Genomic DNA, 21,128 nt, shown 5'->3' on the forward strand with positions numbered 1-21,128 from the left:
GGTCAGACCCGGGCCGAGGGCGCGCCGGTCGGGGCCGAGGACGGCGGCGGGCCCGGGCGGCGGCGTTCGCGCAGGACCGGCGCCGCCGCGCCCGCCGCCGCGGCGAGCGCCACGGCCAGTGCGGTCAGCGGGACCCAGTCGCCCAGGCGCACGTACCAGGTCCGGGCCGCGGGGTCGGCCAGGGCCAGGCCGACCGTCACCGCGCCCCGCTCGTCGGTGCCCAGCCGGGCCAGCCGCCGCCCCTGCGCGTCGTACGCCACCGACTCGCCCGTCAGCGCGGCCTGCACCACCGGGCGGCCGGTCTCCGCGGCCCGCAGTGCGCCCAGCGAGGCGTGCTGCTCCGGGGCCCAGGTCGACTGGAAGGTGGAGGTGGACGACTGGTAGACGATCAGCTCGGCGCCCTGCCGGGCCGCGGTGCGCGACATGTCGGGGAACGCCGACTCGAAGCAGATCAGCGCCCCCACCGGCAGCGGCCGCCCGCCGCGGTCCACCACCGGCAGCAGGTGCACCGAGCTGCCCGGCACCCGGTTCTCGCCCGCCGCCGCGCTCACCCCGGCGATCCAGCCCAGCAGCGGGCGCAGCGGGATGTACTCGCCGAACGGCACCAGCCGGATCTTCCGGTAGCGCGCCACCACGCCCGAACCGTCCACCAGCACCGCGTCCTTGGAGATCCGCCCGTCCGCCTTGCGGGCGTCCTCGCCGACCAGCAGCTGCGCCCCCGCGGCCCGGGACAGCGCCGCCAGGCGGTCCACGGTGGCCCGCTGCCGGTCCAGGTCCTCGGTGGTCGAGCTCTCGCCCCACACGACCAGGTCGACCGGACCGGCGGCCAGCGAGCGGGTGATCCGCACGTTCTCCTCCAACCGGGCCTGCTCGTCCGGCGTCGAGCCCGCCTGCACCAGCGCCACCGTCGCCGAACCCGAGGTCGCCGGGGCGGGCTGCGAGGCGAACACCAGCGGGCCGGACACCAGCGCGGCCAGCGCCGTCGCCCCCGCCAGCGCCCGCGCCCGCAGCTCGCGGGCGCACAGCAGCACCAGCAGCGCGGTGTTCGCCGCGACCAGCGCCCAACTCACCAGCCACACACCGCCGACCGACGCCAGGCCGAGCACCGCCGGGTGCTCCCACTGGGTCGCGCCCAGCACCGCCCACGGCCCGCCCAGCGCGCCCCAGGAGCGGGCGTACTCGGCGCACAGCCACACCGCGGGCAGCACCGCCAGCGCCGCCGCCGAGCGGCCCGGCGCCGGCTCGCCGCGCAGCAGCCACCACACGGCCAGGCCGAACGGCGCCTGCAGCACGCCGAACAGCACCGCCAGCACCGGCAGTCCGGGGCCGATCGACGGGATCAGCCAGTACATCCCGGTGAGGATGAAGCCCGCGCCGAACCACCAGCCGCGCACCATCGCCTCGCGCGCCCCGCCCGCCGCCCGCATCAGCAGCATCCCCGGCACCAGCGCCGCCCAGGCCAGCCAGGCCAGGCCCGCGCCGGGGAAGGACAGGACGGGCAGCGCGCCCGAGGCCAGCGCGCCGTAGCGGGCCGGTCGGGTCAGGGCGGTTCGCAGGTTCATGGGCAGATTGTCCGTCCGGCCGGGCCGGAAGGCACCCCTATTCGATCATCGGCATGTCAAGGTCGCCCCCAGCCTGCCCCGATCGCACGGGTTCACTCGCCCCGGCCGCCGTCACTCGCCCTCCAGGTCGCCCTCCGTCTCCAGCAGCACCTGCCGCAGCTCGTCCAGCAGCGCCGCGTCCGGCTCCGCCCACAGGCCGCGCCCGGCGGCCTCCAGCAGGCGCTCGGCGATGCCGTGCAGGGCCCACGGGTTGGCCTCGGCGAAGAACTCGCGGTTCACCGGGTCGAGCACGTACTCCTGGGTCAGCTTCTCGTACATCCAGTCGGCCACCACGCCGGTGGTCGCGTCGTAGCCGAACAGGTAGTCGACGGTCGCGGCCATCTCGAACGCGCCCTTGTAGCCGTGCCGGCGCATCGCCTCCAGCCAGCGCGGGTTGACCACCCGGGCGCGGAAGACCCGGGCCGCCTCCTCGGTCAGCGTGCGGGTGCGCACCGTCTCCGGGCGGGTCGAGTCGCCGATGTACGCGGCCGGGCTGGCGCCGGTCAGCGCCCGCACGGTGGCCACCATGCCGCCGTGGTACTGGAAGTAGTCGTCCGAGTCGGCGATGTCGTGCTCGCGGGTGTCGGTGTTCTTCGCCGCCACCGTGATCCGCCGGTACGCGCTCTCCATCTCCTCGCGCGCGGGCCGCCCGTCCAGGCCGCGCCCGTACGCGTAGCCGCCCCACACCGTGTACACCTCGGCCAGGTCCGCGTCGGTGCGCCAGTCCCGGCTGTCGATCAGCTGGAGCAGGCCCGCCCCGTACGTGCCCGGGCGGGAGCCGAACACCCGGACGGTGGCCCGGCGTTCGTCACCGTGCTCGGCCAGGTCGGCCTGCACGTGGGCGCGGACGAAGTTCTGCTCGTCCGGCTCCTCCTGCCGGGCCGCCAGGCGCACCGCGTCGTCCAGCAGCGCCACCACGTGCGGGAAGGCGTCCCGGAAGAAGCCCGAGATGCGCAGCGTCACGTCGATCCGCGGCCGGCCCAACTCCTCGACCGGGACGGGCTCCAGACCGGTCACCCGGCGCGAGGCGTCGTCCCAGACCGGGCGCACGCCCAGCAGGGCCAGCGCCTCGGCGATGTCGTCGCCCGCGGTGCGCATCGCCGAGGTGCCCCACAGCGAGAGGCCCACCGACGGCGGGAACTGCCCGTCGTTGTCGGCCCGGTAGCGCTCGACCAGCGAGGACGCCAGCGCCTGGCCGGTCTCCCAGGCCAGCCGGGACGGGACGGCCTTCGGGTCCACCGAGTAGAAGTTGCGGCCGGTGGGCAGCACGTTGACCAGCCCGCGCAGCGGGGAGCCGGACGGCCCGGCCGGGACGAAACCGCCCTGCAGCGCGTGCAGCACCGCGTCCAACTCGTCAGTGGTGGCGGCCAGTCGGGGCACCAGCTGGGTCGCGGCGAAGGTCAGCACGTCGGCGACGGCGGCGGGCAGGCCGGCCGAGACCTTCTCCACCGCGCCCGGGTCCCAGTCCTCGGCCTCCATCGCCTCGACGAGGGAGCGGGCCTGCGCCTCGGCGGCGTCCGTCGCGCCCAGGGTGAGCGCCGCCTCGTCCAGGCCCAGCGCCTCGCGCAGGCCCGGCAGCGCGCTCACGCCGCCCCAGATCTGCCGCGCCCGCAGGATCGACAGCACGAGGTTGACCCGGTCGGTGCCGGCCGGCGCCTGCCCCAGCACGTGCAGGCCGTCGCGGATCTGCGCGTCCTTCACCTCGCACAGCCAGCCGTCGACGTGCAGCAGGAAGTCGTCGAAGCCGTCGTCCTCCGGGCGCTCGTCCAGCCCCAGGTCGTGGTCCAGCTTCGCGGCCTGGATCAGCGTCCAGATCTGCGCCCGGATCGCCGGGAGCTTCGCCGGGTCCATCGCCGCGATGTTGGAGTGCTCGTCGAGGAGCTGCTCCAGGCGGGCGATGTCGCCGTAGGAGTCGGCGCGCGCCATCGGCGGCACCAGGTGGTCCACCAGCGTGGCGTGCGCCCGGCGCTTGGCCTGGGTGCCCTCGCCCGGGTCGTTCACCAGGAACGGGTAGACCAGCGGCAGGTCGCCGAGGGCCGCGTCCGGGCCGCACTCCGCGGACAGCGCCGCGGTCTTGCCCGGCAGCCACTCCAGGTTGCCGTGCTTGCCCAGGTGCACCACCGCGTGCGCGCCGAACCCGCCGTCCGCGCGGTCCGCCGCGATCCACCGGTACGCCGCCAGGTAGTGGTGGCTGGGCGGCAGGTCGGGGTCGTGGTAGATCGCCACCGGGTTCTCGCCGAACCCGCGCGGCGGCTGGACCAGCACCAGCAGGTTGCCGGAGCGGATGCCCGCCAGCACCAGGTCGCCGTCCGGGTTGCGCGAACGGTCCACGTACAGCTCGCCCGGCGCCGGGCCCCAGTGCTCCTCCACCCGCTCGCGCAGCGCCGCCGGGAGCGTGGCGTACCAGCGCCGGTAGTCGGCGGCCGGGATGCGCACCGGGTTGCGGGCCAACTGCTCCTCGGTCAGCCAGGCCTGGTCGTAGCCGCCCGCGTCGATCAGCGCGTGGATCAGCGCGTCGCCCTCGTGGCCGCCCTCGGTGCCGGTGTCCAGGCCGGGCAGGCCGTCGCCGAGGTCCATGCCCTCCGCGCGCAGCCGCTCCAGCAGCCGGATCGCCGACGCCGGGGTGTCCAGGCCCACCGCGTTGCCCACCCGGGCGTGCTTGGTCGGGTACGCGGACAGCACCAGCGCGAGGCGCCGCTCGGCCGCCGGGGTGTGCCGCAGCCGGGCGTGCCGCACCGCGATGCCCGCGACCCGGGCCGCCCGCTCCGGGTCCGCCGCGTAGACCGTCAGCCCGTCCTCGTCGACCTCCTTGAACGAGAACGGCACGGTGATCAGCCGGCCGTCGAACTCCGGCACCGCGACCTGCGTCGCCGTGTCCAGCGGGGACAGGCCGTCGTCGCTGGACTCCCACTGGGCCCGCGACCAGGTCAGGCAGAGCGCCTGGAGGATCGGCCGGTCCAGCGCGGCCAGCGCGCCCGCGTCCCAGGCCTCCTCGTCCCCGCCCGCCTGCGCGTCCGCCGGGCGGGTGCCGCCCGCCGCCAGCACGGTCGTCACGATCACGTCGGCCGCGCCCAGCTCCGCCAGCAGCTCCGGCTCCGCCCCGCGCAGCGACGCGCAGAAGTACGCCCGGACCCGCGCGCCCCGGTCCTCGACCGCCCGGCACAGCGTCTCCACGAACGCGGTGTTCCCGCTCATGTGGTGCGCCCGGTAGTACAGCACCGCGACCGAGGGCCCCTCGGCGGTGCGCGCCTCCCGCTCCAGCGGGCCCCAGGCGGGCGCCGAGGCCGGGGGCGCGAAACCGTGGCCGGTCAGCAGCACCGTGTCCGACAGGAAGGCGCCCAGCTCCGCCAGGTTCGCCGGGCCGCCGTGCGCCAGGTACGCGTGCGCCTCCGCCGCGATGCCCGCCGGGACGGTCGACAGCTCCATCAGCTGCGCGTCCGGCGCCTGCTCGCCCGTCAGTACCACCACCGGCAGCGGGCCGGCCAGCAGCGCGTCCAGCCCCTCCTGCCAGGCCCGGCGGCCGCCCAGCAGCCGCACCACCACCAGCTGCACGCCGTCCAGCAGCGCGGGCAGCTCCTCGGGCGAGAGCCGGGCCGGGTTCGCCCAGCGGAACGGCACCGGGCCGGCCGCCGCGCGGGCGCTCAACAGGTCGGTGTCGGACGTCGACAGCAGCAGGATCATGCGGAAGCCCTCCCGGGCGTCTCGGACGGCACGGGGCGGGCGGGCAGCACGGGGCGGGCGGAGCGCGACGACCCGGGACGGGCGGCACGGGACGGCCCGGCGACGGCGGGCACCCGCCGGGGCACGGGCATGCGGCAGCGCATGGAACAGCCTTCCTCGAGGTCCTCGCCCCGGGCGGTGGAGGACGGCCGGAGTTCCTGGCTCCCACGGCTCGGTGAGCCGCGGTCACAGTGGCGGGACCGCACCGGATTCGCACCGGACTTCCTCCGCTGTGCCGTCGCTGGCAGCGGACGCCCCGAGAGGCGCCCGGCAGCATCGTACGGGGTGATCGGCCGTCGGGGGAGTGTGACCTGTGACGCTGACCGAAACCCGACCACCCCCGCCGCCCGCACCGCGCTGAGCTGGGCGATCACCGCCGCAGCGGGCCCGGGGTGTGACGTACGAGGCGGTGGCGCGCCCGCACCCGGTGGGTATGCTCGCCGCCATGCCACCGACACCCGACGCCGCCCAGGCACCCTCCGTCGGGCCCGACCGAGGCCGAGCCGACGCCTGCCCCGGCGCGCTCCGCCTGCACCCCGCCGAGGACGGGCACCTCGCCCGACTCCGGATACCCGGCGGGCAGCTGACGCACCGTCAGCTGCTCGCCGTGGCCGACGCCGCCGACGCGCTCGGCGACGGCGAGGCCGAGATCACCTCGCGCGGAAACCTCCAGCTGCGCGGCCTGGCCGGCCACTGCGCCGCCGACCTCGCCGAACGCCTGCGCACCGCGGGCCTGTTGCCCTCCGACACCCACGAACGCGTCCGCAACATCGTCGCCTCCCCGCTCGCCGGACTCGACGGCCGCGGCACCGGCGGAAGCCGGATCCTGCAGTGGGTACGGGAGTTGGACGAGGCGCTGTGCGCCGCCCCGTGGGCCGCCGCGCTGTCCGGCAAGTTCCTGTTCGCCCTCGACGACGGCCGCGGCGACGTCGCCGCGCTCGACGCCGATGTGACCTTGATCGCAGTCGACGGCGGCCGCGCCCTGCTCAGAACCGGCCGGGCCCGCCGCGCCACCGCCGTCGACGCCCCCGTGCCCGCCGCGCTCGACGCCGCCCGCCGCTTCCTCGCCCTCGCGGGCGGGCGGGCCTGGCACCCGCGCGAGATCCAGCACGAACTCCCCGAGGGCGACGTCCCGCTCCCGCCGTTCGCCGGTGAACGGCCCGCCCTGGGCGTCCTGCCCGGCGGCCCGTCCGGCGGTTCGTCCGGCGGCCTGCCCGGCGGCCTCTCGGTCGGCCTGCGGTTCGGCCGGGCCACCGGCGACCAGTGGCGGCTGCTCGCCGACGCCCTGGGCGCGCACGCCCCGCACCCCGCCCGGCTCACCCCCTGGCGCGGCGTCGTCCTGCCCGGCGCCGACCCCGCCCTGCTGCCCCGGCTGGCCGACGCCGGACTGCGCACCGCCCCCGGCGGCCCCTGGGAGGGCGTCACCGCCTGCACCGGCTTGCCCGGCTGCGGAAAGTCCCTCGCCGACGTCCGCGCCCAGGCCGCCCGCGCCGTCGCCGACGCCCCCGCCGAAGGGCTGCCCGTCCACTGGTCCGGCTGCGCCCGCCGCTGCGGACACCCCGTCGGCCGCTGGGTCGACGTCCTGGCCACCGCGGCCGGACACCGCGTCACCGTCGACGGCACCGTCCGCGACACCGAAGAGAACGACACGGCCGAGGCAGTCGCCGAAGCCCGCAACGCCCAATGGCGGAGGACCGAATGATCGACTACGAGAAGGACGGCGCGGCCATCTACCGCCAGTCCTTCGCCACCATCCGGGCCGAGGCGAACCTCGCCCACCTGCCCGCCGACGTCGCCCGGGTCGCGGTCCGGATGATCCACGCCTGCGGCATGACCGACCTGGTCGACGACCTGCTCTGGTCGCCGAACGCCGTCGCCGACGCCCGCCGCGCCCTGCTGGCCGGCGCGCCGATCCTCTGCGACGTCAACATGGTCGCCAGCGGCGTGACCCGCAAGCGGCTGCCCGCCGACAACGAGGTGCTCTGCACCCTCACCGACCCCGCCGTCCCCGAACTCGCCCGCGCCCTGGGCACCACCCGCAGCGCCGCCGCGATGGAACTGTGGCTGCCCCGGCTGGAGGGCGCGGTCGTCGCCGTCGGCAACGCCCCCACCTCGCTGTTCCGCCTGCTGGAGATGGTCGAGGCCGGCGCGCCCCGCCCCGCCGCCGTCATCGGCGTCCCCGTCGGCTTCATCGGCGCCGCCGAGTCCAAGCAGGCCCTCGCCGACCACCCCTCGGCCCTGGAGCACTTGGTGGTCCGGGGCCGCCGAGGCGGCAGCGCCATCGCCGCCGCCGCCATCAACGCGATTGCGAGCGAAGAGGAATGACGGACCGTCAGAACGTCGGAAAGCTCTACGGGGTCGGCGTCGGACCGGGCGACCCCTCGCTGGTCACCGTGCGCGCCGCCGAACTCATCGGCAAGGCCGACGTCATCGCCTACCACTGCGCCCGGCACGGCCGCTCGCACGCCCGGGCCATCGCCGAGCGCTACCTGACGGGCGGCCAGATCGAGGAACGGCTGATGTACCCCGTCACCGTGGAGACCACCGACCACCCCGGCGGTTACCGCGGCGCGCTCGACGACTTCTACCGGGAAGCCTCCGAACGGCTCGCCGCCCACCTCGACGCCGGACGCGACGTCGTCGTCCTCGCCGAGGGCGACCCGCTGTTCTACGGTTCCTACCAGCACATGCACAAGCGGCTCGCGCACCGCTACCCCGCCGAGGTCGTCCCCGGCGTCACCTCGATCAGCGCCGCCGCCGCCCGCCTGGGCACCCCCCTGGTCGAGGCCGAGGAGGTGCTCACCGTCATCCCCGGCACCCTCCCCGAGGAGGAGCTCGCCGCCCGCCTCGCCGCCACCGACTCCGCCGTCGTCATGAAGCTCGGCCGCACCTTCCCCGCCGTCCGCCGGGCCCTGGAGCGCACCGGCCGACTGGCCGAGGCCAGGTACGTCGAGCGCGCCACCATGGACGGCGAGCGCACCGGGTGGCTGGCCGACGTCGACCCCGACGGCGTCCCGTACTTCTCGCTCGCCGTGCTGCCCAGCCGGGTCGCCGCGCTCGACTCGGCCGGACGGCCCTTCGCGGCCCCGGACGACCGGGCGCAGGAGACCTCGGCGCAGGAGGACCGGGCCTCGGACGACCGGGCGCAGGAGACCTCGGCGCAGGAGGACCGGGCCTCGGACGACCGGGTGCAGGAGGCCTCGGCGCAGGAGGCTCCCGGGCCGGCCGGTGAGGTCGTCGTGGTCGGTACCGGGCCCGCCGGGCCGCTGTGGCTCACCCCCGAGGCGCGCGGCGCCCTGGCGAACGCCACCGACCTGGTCGGCTACACCACCTACCTGGACCGGGTGCCGGTGCGCGCCGGGCAGGTCCGGCACGGCTCCGACAACAAGGTCGAGGGCGTGCGCGCCGAGTTCGCCCTCGACCTGGCCCGCCGCGGCCGCCGCGTCGCGGTGGTCTCCTCCGGCGACCCGGGCGTCTTCGCGATGGCCACCGCCGTCCTCGAAGCCGCCTGCGAGGACCCCTACCGGGACGTCCCCGTCCGGGTCCTGCCCGGCATGACCGCCGCGCACGCCGCCGCCTCCCGGGCCGGTGCGCCGCTCGGCCACGACTACGCCGTGGTCTCGCTCTCCGACCGGCTCAAGCCCTGGGAGGTGATCGCCCGCCGGCTGCGCGCCGCCGCCGAGGCCGACCTCGTCCTCGCGCTCTACAACCCCGGCTCCAAGTCCCGTACCACGCAGGTCGCTTCGGCCCGCGACCTGCTGCTGGAGTACCGCGGCCCGGACACCCCCGTGGTGATGGCCCGGGACGTCGGCGGCCCCACCGAGCGGGTCCGCACCGTCGCGCTCGCCGAACTCGACCCGGCCGAGGTCGACATGCGGACCCTGCTGCTGGTCGGCTCCACCCAGACCCGGTGGGTGCGGCGCGGCGGCGAGCGCGAAGTAGTGTGGACGCCGCGCCGCTACCCCGAGCAGTAGCGGGCGAGTTGACGCACCGTCAGCCGATGGTCCGCCTGACCCAGTCGGCCGCCCCGGCCACGTTCGGGGCGGTCCGCACCCCGGCCGGGGCGGCCGGGCGGTCCACCACCACCACGGGCAGGCCCAGTTCGCGGGCGGCGGTCAGCTTCGGGGCGGTGGCGGCGCTGCCGCTGTCCTTGGTCACCAGCACCTCGATGCGGTGGGCGCGCAGCAGCGCGCGCTCCCCGTCCAGGGTGAACGGGCCGCGCTCCAGCAGCACTTCGGTGTCCGCGGGCATCGGCGGCACCGGCGGTTCGACCGAACGCGCCAGGAAGGACAGGCCGTCCAGGTGCGCGAAGGCCGCGATGCCCTGGCGTCCGGTGGTCAGGAACACCCGGGTGCCGAGCCCGGGCAGCGCCTGCGCCGCGGCGGCCAGGCTCGCCACCCGGTGCCACCGGTCGCCGTCCTGCGCCGCCCAGCTCGGGCGGCGCAGCGCCAGCAGCGGGACACCGGTGTCGGCGGCGGCCAGCGCCGCGTTGCGGCTGATCCGCTCGGCGAAGGGGTGGGTGGCGTCCAGCAGCGCGTCCACCCCGTGGGCGCGCAGCCAGGCGGCCAGGCCCGCCGGGCCGCCGAACCCGCCGACCCGGACCTCCCCGGCGGGCAGCCGCGGCCGCTCCACCCGCCCGGCCAGCGAGCTGGTCACCCGCAGCGCCGGGTCGGCCGCCAGCAGGTCCGCCAGCCGGCGGGCCTCGCTGGTGCCGCCGAGGATCAGGACGTGCATGCGGACTCCCGGGGGCCGGTGCGTTCAGGACACACCACCCTAACCGGGGCGGCGGAACGGGCGGACGGGCGCCGTGGGACGGTGCGGGGCGGCGGGGACGGAGACGAGAGCGCGCAAGCGCGGGAGCGGCAGGAGGGACGACGTGGCGGACGGTGGCGTGCGGGGCGGCGGTGAAGGCGCTGCGGTGAGCGGCGCCGCGGCGGGCTGGGCCGCGCAGGCGGGCAGTGCTGGGCAGGCGGAGGGTGCCGGGTCGTCGGGCGGTGCTGTGGCGGGCGGGGCCGCGCAGGCGGGCAGTGCCGGGCCGGCGGGCGGTGCTGCGCAGGTGGGCGGGGCCGTGGTGAGTGGTGGGCGCAAGGAGCAGTTGCGCAGCAGCGGGTTGCGGCCGGGCTGGACGACGGGCGCGTGTGCGACGGCCGCGACCAAGGCCGCGTACACGGCGCTGCTCGGCGGCGGCTTCCCGGACCCGGTGGTGATCACGCTGCCCCGGGGCGAGCGGCCCGCGTTCGCGCTGGCCGTGGAGGAGTCGGCGCCCGGCCGGGCCGCCGCCGGGGTGGTCAAGGACGCGGGGGACGACCCGGACGTGACGCACGGCGCGCTGGTGCGCTCCACCGTGCGGCCCGGCCCGCCGGGCAGTGGCGTGGTGTTCCGGGCCGGCCCCGGCGTGGGGACGGTCACCAAGCCGGGCCTGCCGCTGGCGGTGGGCGAGCCGGCCGTGAACCCGGTGCCCCGGCAGCTGATCCGCGAGGCGATCGCCGAGGTGGCCCGGGAGTTCGGCGGGTCCGGGGACGTGGAGGTGGAGCTGTCCGTCGACCACGGCGAGGAGATCGCCCGGCGCACCTGGAACCCGCGGCTGGGCATCCTCGGCGGCCTGTCCGTCCTCGGCACCACCGGCATCGTCGTGCCGTACTCGTGCTCGGCGTGGATCGACTCGATCCGCCGCGGCATCGACGTGGCCCGCGCCGCCGGTCGCACCCACGTGGCGGGCGCGACCGGGTCGACCTCGGAGAAGGTCGTGGTCGCCGAGTACGGCCTGCCCGAGGACGCGCTGCTCGACATGGGCGACTTCGCCGGCGCCGTCCTCAAGTACCTGCGCCGGCACCCGGTTCCGCGCCTGACGGTCTGCGGCGGCTTCGCCAAACTGTCCAAGCTCGCGGCCGGCCACCTCGACCTGCACTCCGGCCGCTCCCAGGTCGACAAGGCCCGGCTCGCCGCGCTGGCCCGGGAATGCGGCGCCACCGAGGAGCTGGCGGCCCGGGTCGCCGCCGCCAACACCGCCCTGGAGGCGGTGCAGTCGTGCGCGGCGGCGGGCGTCCCGCTCGGCGACCTGGTGGCCGAACGGGCCCGCGCCACCGCGCTCGGCGTGCTGCTCGGCGCGCCCGTCACGGTCGACGTGATCTGCATCGACCGCGCGGGCACGATCGTCGGCCGGGCCGCCCCGAAGGGCCCCTGACCGCGGGGCCCCCGACCACGGGCCTTCGGCCGGACGGGGAGCGCGGGTCAGCCGGTGACGACGGCCTGGGCGTCGATCTCCACCAGCATCGGCTCCTGCGGGAGTTCGACGAAGATCGTGGTGCGGCAGGGCTTCACCCCGCCCGGCGGGACGTTCTCCTCGATGAACTGCGCGTACACCTCGTTCATCAGCGGGAAGTCGGCGCGCTTGGTCAGGTAGACGCGGAACATCACCACGTCCTCGATGCTCGCCCCGCCCGCCTCGACGATCGCCTTGACGTTCTCCAGCGTCCGCCGGGTCTGCGCCTTCACGTCGCCGTGGTACAGGTACTCGCCGGTCGCCGGGTCCTGCGGGCCCTGGCCGGAGACCTGCAGGATCGGGCCCTTGCGCACGCCCTGGGAGAACATCCAGGCCGGGGCGGGCGCGCCGTCGGTACGGACCTCGATCTTGTCGCTCATGTGTCGTACTCCAGAAGGTTGTTGACGCAGCATCAGGTAGGCGCGGCGTCAGTGGACGGTGCCGCGGGCCGGGAGGCCCGCGTCGGCGGAGATCGCCCGGGTGCAGGCGAGCAGCGGGGGGAGCAGTTCGAGCACCTGCTCGTACGGGAGGACCACGTCCGGCACGGATATCGACGCCGCGGCCACCACCCGGCCCGAGGCGTCCCGGATCGGCGCGGCCACGCAGTTGATGAACGCCTCGTGCTCGGCGTGGTCCTGCGCCCAGCCCTGCACCGCGACCTGGTCCAGTTCGGCCAGCAGCGCCTGCGGGCTGGTGATCGTGTTCGGGGTGTGCACGGTGAACTCGATGCCGTCCACCACCCGGCGGCGCTCCGCCGGTGACAGGTCGGCCAGCAGCACCTTGGCCACCGCCGTGTTGTGCAGCGCCGCGCGCAGCCCGATCCGCGAGTACATCCGCACCGGGTGCCGCGAGTCGTACTTGTCGATGTAGACCACCTCGCCGCCCTCGTACGCGGCCAGGTGCACGGTCTGGCCGGTCGCCGCGTTCAGTTCGGCGAGGTGCGGGGCGGCGGTGCGGCGGATGCCGCGCTGCTCCAGGGCGAGGCTGGAGAGCGCGAACAGGCCCGCGCCGAGGTGGTAGCGGTACTGGGCGTCGCGGTGGACGAAGCGCTCCTCCTCCAGGCTCTGCAGCAGCCGCAGCACGGTGGTCTTGTGCACGCCGATCAGCTCGGCCAACTGGTCGAGGGAGCGCTCGCCCTCGCCGAGTTCGGCGAGCAGGCGCAGGGCGCGGGTGACGGTCTGGCTCATGGGTGTCCCGAGGGTGTTCGAGGGTGCCGGGAGGGGGTGGTGCGGACTCAGGGCGCGTGGACGGGCGCGTGGACAGGCGCGTGGACGGGAGCGGGCAGGGCGGGGGAGTCGATGCCGGACGCGGAGACCCGGGTCGCCGCCCAGCCGTCCTCGTCGGCGGCCAGCAGCGCGGCCACCGTCGCCGCGTCCGGCAGCGCGCCGTGGTCGGTGGGCGCGGTCAGCGCGCCCGCCGCCGCCAGGTGGCCCAGGCGCAGCCGGGAGCGCTGGTCCAGGCCGCGCAGGGTGCCGGCCAGGTAGCCGGCCGCGAACGCGTCGCCCGCGCCGGTCGGCTCCACCACCTCGACCCGCAGGGCCGGTTCGGTGACCTGCCGCCCGTCCCGGTCGAGCGCGCTGACCAGGTGCCCGGAGTCCTTGACCACCAGGGTGGCCGGGGACGGGAAGAGCCGGCGCAGCGCCCGCGGGTCGCCGGTGCCGAACGCCTCCTCGGCCTCGTCCGCGCCCAGCAGCAGCACGTCCGCGGCGTCCAGCAGCTCCGGCAGCACCGCCGGGTCGCGCAGGCGCCACAGCGCCGGGCGCCAGTTCAGGTCGAAGGAGACCAGCCGGCCCGGGCGGCGGCGGGCCAGCAGGGCGCGCACCAGGGCCAGGCAGTCGTCGGACAGCGCGGGCGTGATGCCGGTCAGGTGCAGCAGCGGCGCGGCGTCCAGCAGGGCTGCGGCCGCCGGGTCGTCCAGCAGTGCGGGGGAGAGCGCGGAGGCCGCCGAGCCGGTGCGGTAGTAGTGCAGGCGGGAGCGGCCCGGGCCCAGGTCGTGCGGCAGGCCGGAGCCGCCGGTCTCCTTCAGGTACACCCCGGTCGGGCGGTGCGGGTCGACGGCGACGGCCGACACGTCCACCCCCGCCGCGGCCAGGTCCCCGGTCAGGCGGCGGCCGAAGCCGTCCGAGCCGACCCGGCTGATCCACGCCGTCGGCACGCCCAGCGCGGCCAGTGCCGCCGCCACGTTGGACTCGGCGCCCCCCACCGAGGGGCGGAAGCCGCCCACGGCCTCGAACGGCCCCGGCCGGTCGGGCAGCAGCACCGCCATCGACTCGCCCAGGCACACGGCCCGGGCGGCGGCCGCATGGTCCTGGCCCGCCCCGTCCTGATCCGCCATCAAACCCGCTCCCTCGCCCTCGGGCCCGTGCTCCCGCTCCCGCCGCCGACGGCCCGCGCGGCCCGGTGCTCGGCGGTGAGCCCCGGTGCTGCGTGCCTGGTGGGAGGGGTGGACGGGCCGCGTCGCGGTCCGTTGACCGCCGTCCGGCGTGAATGCTAGAACCGTATCACCAACATGCGCAATAGAGGTTGCGCATGTTGCAACATCCCAGCTCGCGAGTGGGCCGGGGTTCGACACGGAGGCAGCGCGATGAGCGAAACGGCAGGAACGGCAGACCGGACGGGCACCGAACGGCGGTACTTCGCCGACCCCGCCCCCGGCCCCGGCATCGACACCGCCGCCGTCGCCGCCCTCGCCGACGAGACGCTCGACTTCCGCTTCAAGGCCGCCCCCGCCGCCGCCCACGGGCTGACCGTCCGCGACTGGCTCGCCACCCGCCCCACCCTCGACGACCTCGGCACCCCCCTGCTCACCCTCGACGCCGCCGCCCTCGACCACAACCTGCACACCATGGCCGCCTGGTGCCGCGAGGCCGGCGTCCTGCTCGCCCCGCACGGCAAGACCACCATGGCCCCCGCCCTCTGGCAGGCCCAACTCGCCGCCGGCGCCCACGCCGTCACCCTCGCCAACCTCCCCCAGCTGCGGGTCGCCCGCGCCTTCGGCGTCCGGCGCCTGCTGCTCGCCAACGCCCTGCTCGACCCGGCCGGACTCGCCTGGATCGCCGCCGAACTCGACCGCGACCCCGGCTTCGCCTTCACCTCCTGGGTCGACTCCGCCGACGGCGTCCGGCAGATGGACGCCGCCCTGCGCGCCGCCGGCGCCACCCGCCCCGTCGAGGTCCTGGTCGAACTCGGCGGCCCCGGCGGCCGCACCGGCGCCCGCGGCGTCCCCGCCGCCCTGGAGGTCGCCGCCGCCGTCCTCGCCGCCCCCACCCTGCGGCTGGCCGGCGTCGGCGGCTACGAGGGCGCCCTCGCCCACGACGCCTCCGACCCCGCCCTCGCCGCCGTGCGCGGCTACCTCGCCGACCTCGCCGACCTGCACCGCCGCCTCGCCGCCGACTACCCGACCGGCACCCCCGTCGTCACCGCCGGGGGCAGCGCCTACTTCGACACCGTCGCCGAGGAGCTCACCCCGCTCGCCGAGCACGTCCCCGGCACCGCCGTCATCGTCCGGGCCGGCGCCTACCTCGCCCACGACGACGGCTTCTACCGCGGCATCTCCCCGCTCGCCCGGGCCGCCGGCGCCACCCCGCTGCGCTCCGCCATGCACGGCTGGGCCCGCGTCGTCTCCCACCCCGAACCCCGACTCGCGCTGCTCGACGCCGGGAAGCGCGACCTCCCGTTCGACGAGGGCCTGCCCGAACCCCAACTCGTCCGCGGCGCAGCCGGATCCACGGGCGGCCCGCTGGAGGGCGCCGCCGTCACCGCCCTCAACGACCAGCACGCCTTCCTGCGCGACGCCGGACCGGCCGCCCCCGTCGGCGCCGTGCTGCGGCTGGGCCTGTCCCACCCCTGCACCGCCTTCGACAAGTGGAGCCTCATCCCCGTCCTCGACCACGCCGACGCCGAGAACCCCCGCGTCGTCGACCTGCTCCGGACGTACTTCTGATGGCCGACCTGCTGCTGCGCGGCGCCACCGTCATCGACGGCACCGGCGCCGACCGCCACCGGGCCGACGTCACCGTCACCGACGGCCGGATCGCGGAGATCAGCCGCGCACGCGGGGAGTTGACGGCCCGTCAGGTCGTCGACGCCGACGGGCTGGTCCTCGCCCCCGGCTTCATCGACATGCACGCCCACTCCGACCTGCGGCTGCTCCTCGAACCCGACCACCCCTCCCGGATCACCCAGGGCATCACCCTCGAAGTCCTCGGCCAGGACGGCCTCTCCTACGCCCCCGCCGACGACACCACGCTCGCCGCGCTGCGCCGCCAACTCGCCGGCTGGAACGGCGACCCCGCCGACGACGAGTTCGACTGGAACTGGCGCACCGTCGGCCAGTACCTCGACCGCCTCGACGCGGGCGACGGCGCGGGCGTCGCCGTCAACACCTGCTACCTCGCCCCGCACGGCTCCGTCCGGATGCTCGCCATGGGCTGGGACAACCGGCCCCCCACCCGGGCCGAACTCGACCGGATGAAGCACCTGTTGGACCAGGCGCTGGCCGACGGCGCGGTCGGCATGTCCACCGGGCTCACCTACACCCCCGGCATGTACGCCGACACCGCCGAACTCGTCGAGCTGTGCGCCGTCGTCGCCGCCCGCGGCGGCTTCCACGCACCCCACCAGCGCTCCTACGGCGCGGGCGCGCTGGAGGGCTACGCCGAGATGGTGGAGATCTCCCGGCGCTCCGGCTGCCCGCTGCACCTCACCCACGCCACCATGAACTTCGGCGTCAACGAGGGCCGCGCCGGACAGTTCCTCGCCCTGGTCGACGCCGCGCTCGCCGACGGCACCGACATCACCCTCGACAGCTACCCCTACCTGCCCGGCTCGACCACGCTGGCCGCCCTGCTGCCCAGTTGGTCCACCGAGGGCGGCCCCGAGGCCACCCTCGCCCGGCTCGCCGACCCCGCCGCCCGCGAACGCATCCGCGCCGACGTCGAGGAACGCGGCAGCGACGGCTGCCACGGCGTGGTCACCGACTGGGACACCATCCAGATCTCCGGCGTCCGCGACGGCGCGCTGTCCGCCGCCGTCGGCCGGAAGGTCGCCGAACTCGCCGCCGAACAGGGCCGCACCGGCACCGAGGTCTTCTTCGACCTGCTGCGCGCCGACCAGTTGGGCACCACCATCCTCCAGCACGTCGGCCACGAGGAGAACGTCCGCGCCATCATGCGCCACCCCGTGCACACCGTCGGCAGCGACGGACTGCTCGTCGGCGCCCGCCCGCACCCCCGCGGCTGGGGCACCTTCCCCCGCTACCTCGCCCGCTACGTCCGCGAGTTGGGCGTCCTCACGCTGGAACAGGCGATCGCCCGGATGACCGGCCGGCCGGCCCGCCGCCTCGGCCTCGACCGGCGCGGCCTGATCCGGCCCGGCCACCACGCCGACCTGGTCCTGTTCGACCCCGGGACCGTCCGCGACACCGCCACCTTCGACCACCCCCGGCAGGCCGCCGACGGCATCCGGCACGTCCTGGTCAACGGCGTCGCCGCGCTCACCGACGGCAAGCCCACCGGCGACCTGGCCGGCCGGGCGCTGCGCCGCGGCGCCGACCGCAAGGTCCGGGCACTCGACTGACGAACCGTCAATTCCGTTGTGGAGCCTACGTGTTCCGCACTGCTGATTCGAACCGATCGTGTGTGAAGAGGAGTTGTCCAGAATGGGAACCGAAACGACGGACCTGCGCGCGGCACTGGCCCGGCAGCCGGTGATCGCGGTGGTGCGGGCCCCCGTGATCCCCGACGCGGTCGCGCTCTGCGAAGCGCTCGCCGAGGGCGGCATCGCCTGGACCGAACTCACCTTCACCACCCCCGACGTCACCCGCCACATCGCCCGCGCCGCCGCGGCCGGCTGCCGGATCGGCGTCGGCACCGTGCTCACCGCCGACCAGGCCCGGGCCGGGATCGCCGCCGGTGCCGGGTTCCTGGTCACCCCCGGGCTGCGCCCCGCCGTCGCCGACGTCGCCCGCGAGGCCGGCATCCCGGTCGTGATGGGCGCGCTGACCCCCAGCGAGGTCGCCGACGCGGTCGACCTCGGCGCCGCCGCGGTGAAGATCTTCCCCGCCAAGGCCTTCGGCCCCGGCTACTTCAAGGACCTGCGCGGCCCCTACCCCGACGTCCCGCTGGTCGCCTCCGGCGGCGTCAACGCGGGCAACGCCAGGTCCTTCCTCGACCACGGCGCCCTCGCCGTCTGCGCCGGCACCGACGTCGTCCCCCCGCAGGCCGTTGCGGACGGCGACTGGGCCGACATCACCCGCCGCGCCAAGGAGTTCACCGCCACGCTCGGCTGAGCCGGGCCCGCCACGCGGTGTGCGTGGTGCGCGCGGAGTACGCGGAGTGCGAAGGCCGGGTGCGGCACCGTCCGCCCCGGCCTTTTCGTGCCGCTTTTATTGGCATGGGCATGACTTGATGTCCGGAAGCCGCCAGGCCGATTGGCGACAGCGCGAAGCCCTTCCGGCCCCGCTGATCTGCGGCGAAGCTATTCATCGCCAGCAGGACGAAGCCCCGCTGGGAGAGAGCGAAACCGCCGCACCTCAAGCCCGGTGCGCGGATCCGGGCCGCGGCCCGTTCGCGCCGTGCCCGATTCCACACCTGAGAACCTGGGGGGTCCCATGTCTGCCCGTGCCCGTCTGAAGCCCGTCCTCGCGCTGTCCGCCACCCTGGCCGGTCTGCTCGCCCCGGTGGTCTGCGCGGCCCCCCACGCCTCGGCGGCGTCGGTGAGCACCTGGGACAAGGTCGCCCAGTGCGAGAGCGGCGGCAACTGGAGCATCAACACCGGCAACGGCTACTACGGCGGACTGCAGTTCAGCTCCTCCACCTGGGCCGCGTTCGGCGGAACGTTCTACGCCCCGAGCGCCAACCTGGCCACCAAGCAGCAGCAGATCCTGATCGCCGAGAAGGTCCTCGCCGTACAGGGCCAGTCGGCCTGGCCGGTCTGCGGGCCCGCCGCAGGTCTGGGCGCCGACACCGCCAACCCCTACCCCGTCGAGACCCCCAAGCCCGCCCAGGCCACGGTGCGGGTGTACACCCTCGGCTCGGACGACCGGATCCGCGAGAGCGACGGCGACTACGCGAAGGGCACCTGGACCGGCTTCGGCCTGGTCGACGGGACCGCCGGGTTCAAGCAGATCACCACGGTCACGGTGAACAACGTCGTCCACCTCTACGCGCTGGGTTCGGACAACCGGATCTACGAGAACGACGGCGACTACGCGAAGGGCAGCTGGACCGGCTTCGGTCTGGTCGACGGTGCCGCCGGGTTCAAGCAGATCACGGCGGCGGTGAGCGGTGGCACGGTGCGGTTGTACGCGCTGGGTGCGGACGACCGGATCTACGAGAACGACATCGCCTACGGGCAGGGTGGTTGGACGGGCTTCGGTCTGGTCGACGGCACTGCCGGGTTCAAGCAGATCGCCACGGCGGTGACGGGCAACACGGTGCGGCTGTACGCGCTGGGTTCGGACAACCGGGTGTACGAGAAGGACGGCGACTACGCCGCCCACACCTGGACCGCGTTCGGTCTGGTCGACGGTGCCGCCGGGTTCAAGCAGATCACGGCGGCGGTGAGCGGTGGCACGGTGCGGTTGTACGCGCTGGGTGCGGACGACCGGATCTACGAGAACGACATCGCCTACGGGCAGGGTGGTTGGACGGGCTTCGGTCTGGTCGACGGCACTGCCGGGTTCAAGCAGATCGCCACGGCGGTGACGGGCAACACGGTGCGGCTGTACGCGCTGGGTTCGGACAACCGGGTGTACGAGAAGGACGGTGACTACGCCGCCCACACCTGGACCGCGTTCGGCCTGATCGACAACGCCGACGGCTTCAAGCAGATCACCACCGCCATCACCAACTGACCACCGCCACCGGCGAGTCACCCCCCGCCGCCCCTCGGGGCCGGCCGACACCACCTTCCTTCCTGCACCACCTTCCTTCCGGCACCACTTCCTTCCGGCACCGTGCCCATCCGGTGCCGTCCCCCCCGGCGCCTTCCGACCGGCGCCCACCAAGACTTCCTACCTGACACGTGAGGACCCACCACGCCATGAGCAACAACATCCTGCGCCGCACCCTCGTCGCCGCCACCGCCGCCGCCGTCCTGCCGATCTCCGTGCTGGCCGCCGCCCAGAACGCCTCGGCCAGCGTCGGGTCGAGCATCGTGAGCATCGCCAACGCCAACATCGGCAACACCGCCTGCGCCACCAACAGCGCCGGCGGCACCGGCTACTACAGCAGCTGCACCGGCAACGGCGGCTCGCCGGAGAACTGGTGCGCCGACTTCGCCAAGTGGGTGTGGGCGCAGAGCGGGGTCAACGTCTCCGGACTCACCCCGGCGGCCGGCAGCTTCGGGACGTACAACGGGGGGCTGCACCCCACCCCGCACGTGGGCGACGCCGTCGTCTTCAACTACAACGGCACCGACTACGCCGACCACGTCGCCATCGTCTCCTCGCTCAACAGCGACGGCACCATCACCACGATCAGCGGCAACAGCGGTGGCGGCGGCGCGGCCAAGTCCCACGTCCGGCTGTCCGGCCGGTTCAGCTCCACGGTCGGCTACAGCTCCTACATGGGGATGAAGATCAGCGGGTACGTCTCGCCGAACGGCGGCAACAACTCCGTCCCGACCCCGCCCTCGGTGCCCGCCCCGGCCGCCCCCACCGGCGTGCACGTCTTCGCCCTCGGCTCCGACAACCGCATCTACAACGACCAGGGCAACTACACGGCCGGCCACTGGGACGGCTTCGGTCTGGTCGACGGCACCGCCGGCTTCAAGCAGACCACCGCCGTCACCATCAACGACACGGTCCACCTCTTCGCGATCGGTTCCGACGGCCGCGTCTACAACAACGACGGCAACTTCTCGGTCGGCAAGTGGAACGGCTTCGGCCTGGTCGACGGCGCGGACGGCTTCCAGCAGATCACCGCCGCGGTCACCGGCAACACCGTCCGCCTGTTCGCCCTCGGCTCCGACGGCCGCGTCTACCAGAACGACGGCGACTACACCAAGGGCACCTGGACCGGCTTCGGCCTGGTCGACGGCACCGCCGGGTTCAAGAAGATCACCGCCGCCGCGATCGGCAACACCGTCCACCTGTTCGCCCTCGGTTCGGACAACCGGGTCTACAACAACGACGGCGACTTCACCGCCGGGCACTGGGGCGGCTTCGGCCTGGTCGACGGGGCGGGCGGCTTCCAGCAGATCACCGCCGCGGTCACCGGCAACACCGTCCACCTCTACGCGCTCGGTTCGGACAACCGGGTCTACAACAACGACGGCGACTACTCCGCCGGGCACTGGGGCGGCTTCGGCCTGGTCGACGGCACCGCCGGGTTCAAGCAGATCACCGCCACGGCGACCGGCGGCATCGTGCACCTGTTCGCGGTGGGCTCGGACAACCGGGTCTACAACAACGACGGCGACTACTCCGCCGGGCACTGGGGCGGCTACACCCTGGTTGACGGCGCGGACGGCTTCCAGCAGATCAGCGCCACCCCGAGCGCCTGACCGCAGCAACACCCGGTCGTCACCGAACGGTCGTCACC

At 75.2% G+C, this 21,128-nt stretch carries 15 protein-coding genes and 1 riboswitch; of the genes, 9 read left to right on the forward strand and 6 right to left on the reverse strand.

Features of this window, described 5'->3' with window-relative positions; all coding sequences use genetic code 11:
* Positions 1-2 precede the first annotated feature (2 nt).
* Together lnt and cobN are read right to left on the reverse strand one after the other, a co-directional pair.
* A complete protein-coding gene (gene lnt, locus HUT16_RS30700; protein WP_176191292.1) occupies positions 3-1,562 on the reverse strand; it encodes an apolipoprotein N-acyltransferase in 1,560 nt (519 codons plus the stop codon).
* A gap of 111 nt (positions 1,563-1,673) precedes the next feature.
* Entirely contained in the window at positions 1,674-5,282 is a 3,609-nt protein-coding gene (gene cobN, locus HUT16_RS30705) for a cobaltochelatase subunit CobN (RefSeq protein ID WP_176191293.1), read from the reverse strand.
* 191 nt (positions 5,283-5,473) lie between these two features.
* A riboswitch (cobalamin riboswitch) is annotated at positions 5,474-5,549 on the reverse strand.
* A 217-nt stretch (positions 5,550-5,766) separates the two neighbouring features.
* On the opposite strand from cobN, the gene HUT16_RS30710 reads away from it, so the two are divergent.
* Genes HUT16_RS30710 through HUT16_RS30720 form a run of 3 tightly spaced genes read left to right on the forward strand, consistent with a single transcriptional unit; the run spans position 5,767 to position 9,295 of the window.
* Positions 5,767-7,023, forward strand: coding sequence for a cobalamin biosynthesis protein CobG (locus HUT16_RS30710; protein ID WP_254898058.1), 1,257 nt, complete (start codon positions 5,767-5,769; stop codon positions 7,021-7,023).
* On the forward strand, positions 7,020-7,646 hold the full coding sequence (locus HUT16_RS30715; RefSeq protein WP_176191295.1) for a precorrin-8X methylmutase: 627 nt from the start codon (positions 7,020-7,022) through the stop codon (positions 7,644-7,646). Before HUT16_RS30710 ends, HUT16_RS30715 begins: the two co-directional genes overlap by 4 nt.
* Positions 7,643-9,295 carry a precorrin-2 C(20)-methyltransferase gene (locus HUT16_RS30720; protein WP_176191296.1) on the forward strand — a complete coding sequence of 551 codons (1,653 nt, stop codon included), beginning with the start codon at positions 7,643-7,645 and terminating at the stop codon, positions 9,293-9,295. Before HUT16_RS30715 ends, HUT16_RS30720 begins: the two co-directional genes overlap by 4 nt.
* Positions 9,296-9,314: 19 nt before the next feature.
* On the opposite strand, the gene HUT16_RS30725 is transcribed toward HUT16_RS30720, so the two are convergent.
* On the reverse strand, positions 9,315-10,055 hold the full coding sequence (locus tag HUT16_RS30725) for a cobalt-precorrin-6A reductase (protein ID WP_176191297.1): 741 nt from the start codon (positions 10,053-10,055) through the stop codon (positions 9,315-9,317).
* Between the two features lie 337 nt (positions 10,056-10,392).
* Between HUT16_RS30725 and HUT16_RS30730 the strand changes: the two genes are divergently transcribed.
* Positions 10,393-11,505: a cobalt-precorrin-5B (C(1))-methyltransferase gene (locus HUT16_RS30730; RefSeq protein WP_176192948.1), complete on the forward strand. Its 1,113-nt coding sequence runs from the start codon at positions 10,393-10,395 to the stop codon at positions 11,503-11,505.
* Between the two features lie 47 nt (positions 11,506-11,552).
* Here the strand turns inward: HUT16_RS30730 and HUT16_RS30735 are convergent, their stop codons facing one another.
* From HUT16_RS30735 to HUT16_RS30745, 3 genes are read right to left on the reverse strand one after another with little or no spacing between them, the layout of a single operon-like run.
* Positions 11,553-11,963 carry a RidA family protein gene (locus HUT16_RS30735; protein WP_176191298.1) on the reverse strand — a complete coding sequence of 137 codons (411 nt, stop codon included), beginning with the start codon at positions 11,961-11,963 and terminating at the stop codon, positions 11,553-11,555.
* A gap of 48 nt (positions 11,964-12,011) precedes the next feature.
* On the reverse strand, positions 12,012-12,770 hold the full coding sequence (locus tag HUT16_RS30740) for an IclR family transcriptional regulator (protein ID WP_176191299.1): 759 nt from the start codon (positions 12,768-12,770) through the stop codon (positions 12,012-12,014).
* Between the two features lie 47 nt (positions 12,771-12,817).
* The gene (locus HUT16_RS30745; RefSeq protein ID WP_176191300.1) at positions 12,818-13,918 is read right to left on the reverse strand and encodes a sugar kinase; all 1,101 of its coding nucleotides are present in this window, start codon (positions 13,916-13,918) and stop codon (positions 12,818-12,820) included.
* Between the two features lie 249 nt (positions 13,919-14,167).
* Here HUT16_RS30745 and HUT16_RS30750 point away from each other — a divergent pair, with 249 nt between their 5' ends.
* The 5 genes from HUT16_RS30750 (at position 14,168) to HUT16_RS30770 (ending at position 21,090) form a co-directional block, all read left to right on the forward strand.
* Entirely contained in the window at positions 14,168-15,526 is a 1,359-nt protein-coding gene (locus tag HUT16_RS30750) for an alanine racemase (RefSeq protein ID WP_254898059.1), read from the forward strand.
* Positions 15,526-17,160, forward strand: coding sequence for an amidohydrolase family protein (locus HUT16_RS30755; protein WP_176191301.1), 1,635 nt, complete (start codon positions 15,526-15,528; stop codon positions 17,158-17,160). Before HUT16_RS30750 ends, HUT16_RS30755 begins: the two co-directional genes overlap by 1 nt.
* 82 nt (positions 17,161-17,242) lie before the next feature.
* A complete protein-coding gene (locus HUT16_RS30760; RefSeq protein WP_176191302.1) occupies positions 17,243-17,872 on the forward strand; it encodes a bifunctional 4-hydroxy-2-oxoglutarate aldolase/2-dehydro-3-deoxy-phosphogluconate aldolase in 630 nt (209 codons plus the stop codon).
* A gap of 321 nt (positions 17,873-18,193) precedes the next feature.
* Positions 18,194-19,438: a transglycosylase family protein gene (locus HUT16_RS39430; protein ID WP_303392113.1), complete on the forward strand. Its 1,245-nt coding sequence runs from the start codon at positions 18,194-18,196 to the stop codon at positions 19,436-19,438.
* A 188-nt stretch (positions 19,439-19,626) separates the two neighbouring features.
* Entirely contained in the window at positions 19,627-21,090 is a 1,464-nt protein-coding gene (locus HUT16_RS30770; protein WP_176191303.1) for a CHAP domain-containing protein, read from the forward strand.
* Positions 21,091-21,128 lie beyond the last annotated feature (38 nt).

Source organism: Kitasatospora sp. NA04385, assembly GCF_013364235.1.
Classification (GTDB): domain Bacteria; phylum Actinomycetota; class Actinomycetes; order Streptomycetales; family Streptomycetaceae; genus Kitasatospora.

Coding starts and splice junctions, on each gene's coding strand:
- lnt (WP_176191292.1), bottom strand. CDS start 1,562: ATGAACCTGCGAACCGCCCTGACCCGACCGGCCCGCTACGGCGCGCTG.
- cobN (WP_176191293.1), bottom strand. CDS start 5,282: ATGATCCTGCTGCTGTCGACGTCCGACACCGACCTGTTGAGCGCCCGC.
- HUT16_RS30710 (WP_254898058.1), top strand. CDS start 5,767: ATGCCACCGACACCCGACGCCGCCCAGGCACCCTCCGTCGGGCCCGAC.
- HUT16_RS30715 (WP_176191295.1), top strand. CDS start 7,020: ATGATCGACTACGAGAAGGACGGCGCGGCCATCTACCGCCAGTCCTTC.
- HUT16_RS30720 (WP_176191296.1), top strand. CDS start 7,643: ATGACGGACCGTCAGAACGTCGGAAAGCTCTACGGGGTCGGCGTCGGA.
- HUT16_RS30725 (WP_176191297.1), bottom strand. CDS start 10,055: ATGCACGTCCTGATCCTCGGCGGCACCAGCGAGGCCCGCCGGCTGGCG.
- HUT16_RS30735 (WP_176191298.1), bottom strand. CDS start 11,963: ATGAGCGACAAGATCGAGGTCCGTACCGACGGCGCGCCCGCCCCGGCC.
- HUT16_RS30740 (WP_176191299.1), bottom strand. CDS start 12,770: ATGAGCCAGACCGTCACCCGCGCCCTGCGCCTGCTCGCCGAACTCGGC.
- HUT16_RS30745 (WP_176191300.1), bottom strand. CDS start 13,918: ATGGCGGATCAGGACGGGGCGGGCCAGGACCATGCGGCCGCCGCCCGG.
- HUT16_RS30750 (WP_254898059.1), top strand. CDS start 14,168: ATGAGCGAAACGGCAGGAACGGCAGACCGGACGGGCACCGAACGGCGG.
- HUT16_RS30755 (WP_176191301.1), top strand. CDS start 15,526: ATGGCCGACCTGCTGCTGCGCGGCGCCACCGTCATCGACGGCACCGGC.
- HUT16_RS30760 (WP_176191302.1), top strand. CDS start 17,243: ATGGGAACCGAAACGACGGACCTGCGCGCGGCACTGGCCCGGCAGCCG.
- HUT16_RS39430 (WP_303392113.1), top strand. CDS start 18,194: ATGTCTGCCCGTGCCCGTCTGAAGCCCGTCCTCGCGCTGTCCGCCACC.
- HUT16_RS30770 (WP_176191303.1), top strand. CDS start 19,627: ATGAGCAACAACATCCTGCGCCGCACCCTCGTCGCCGCCACCGCCGCC.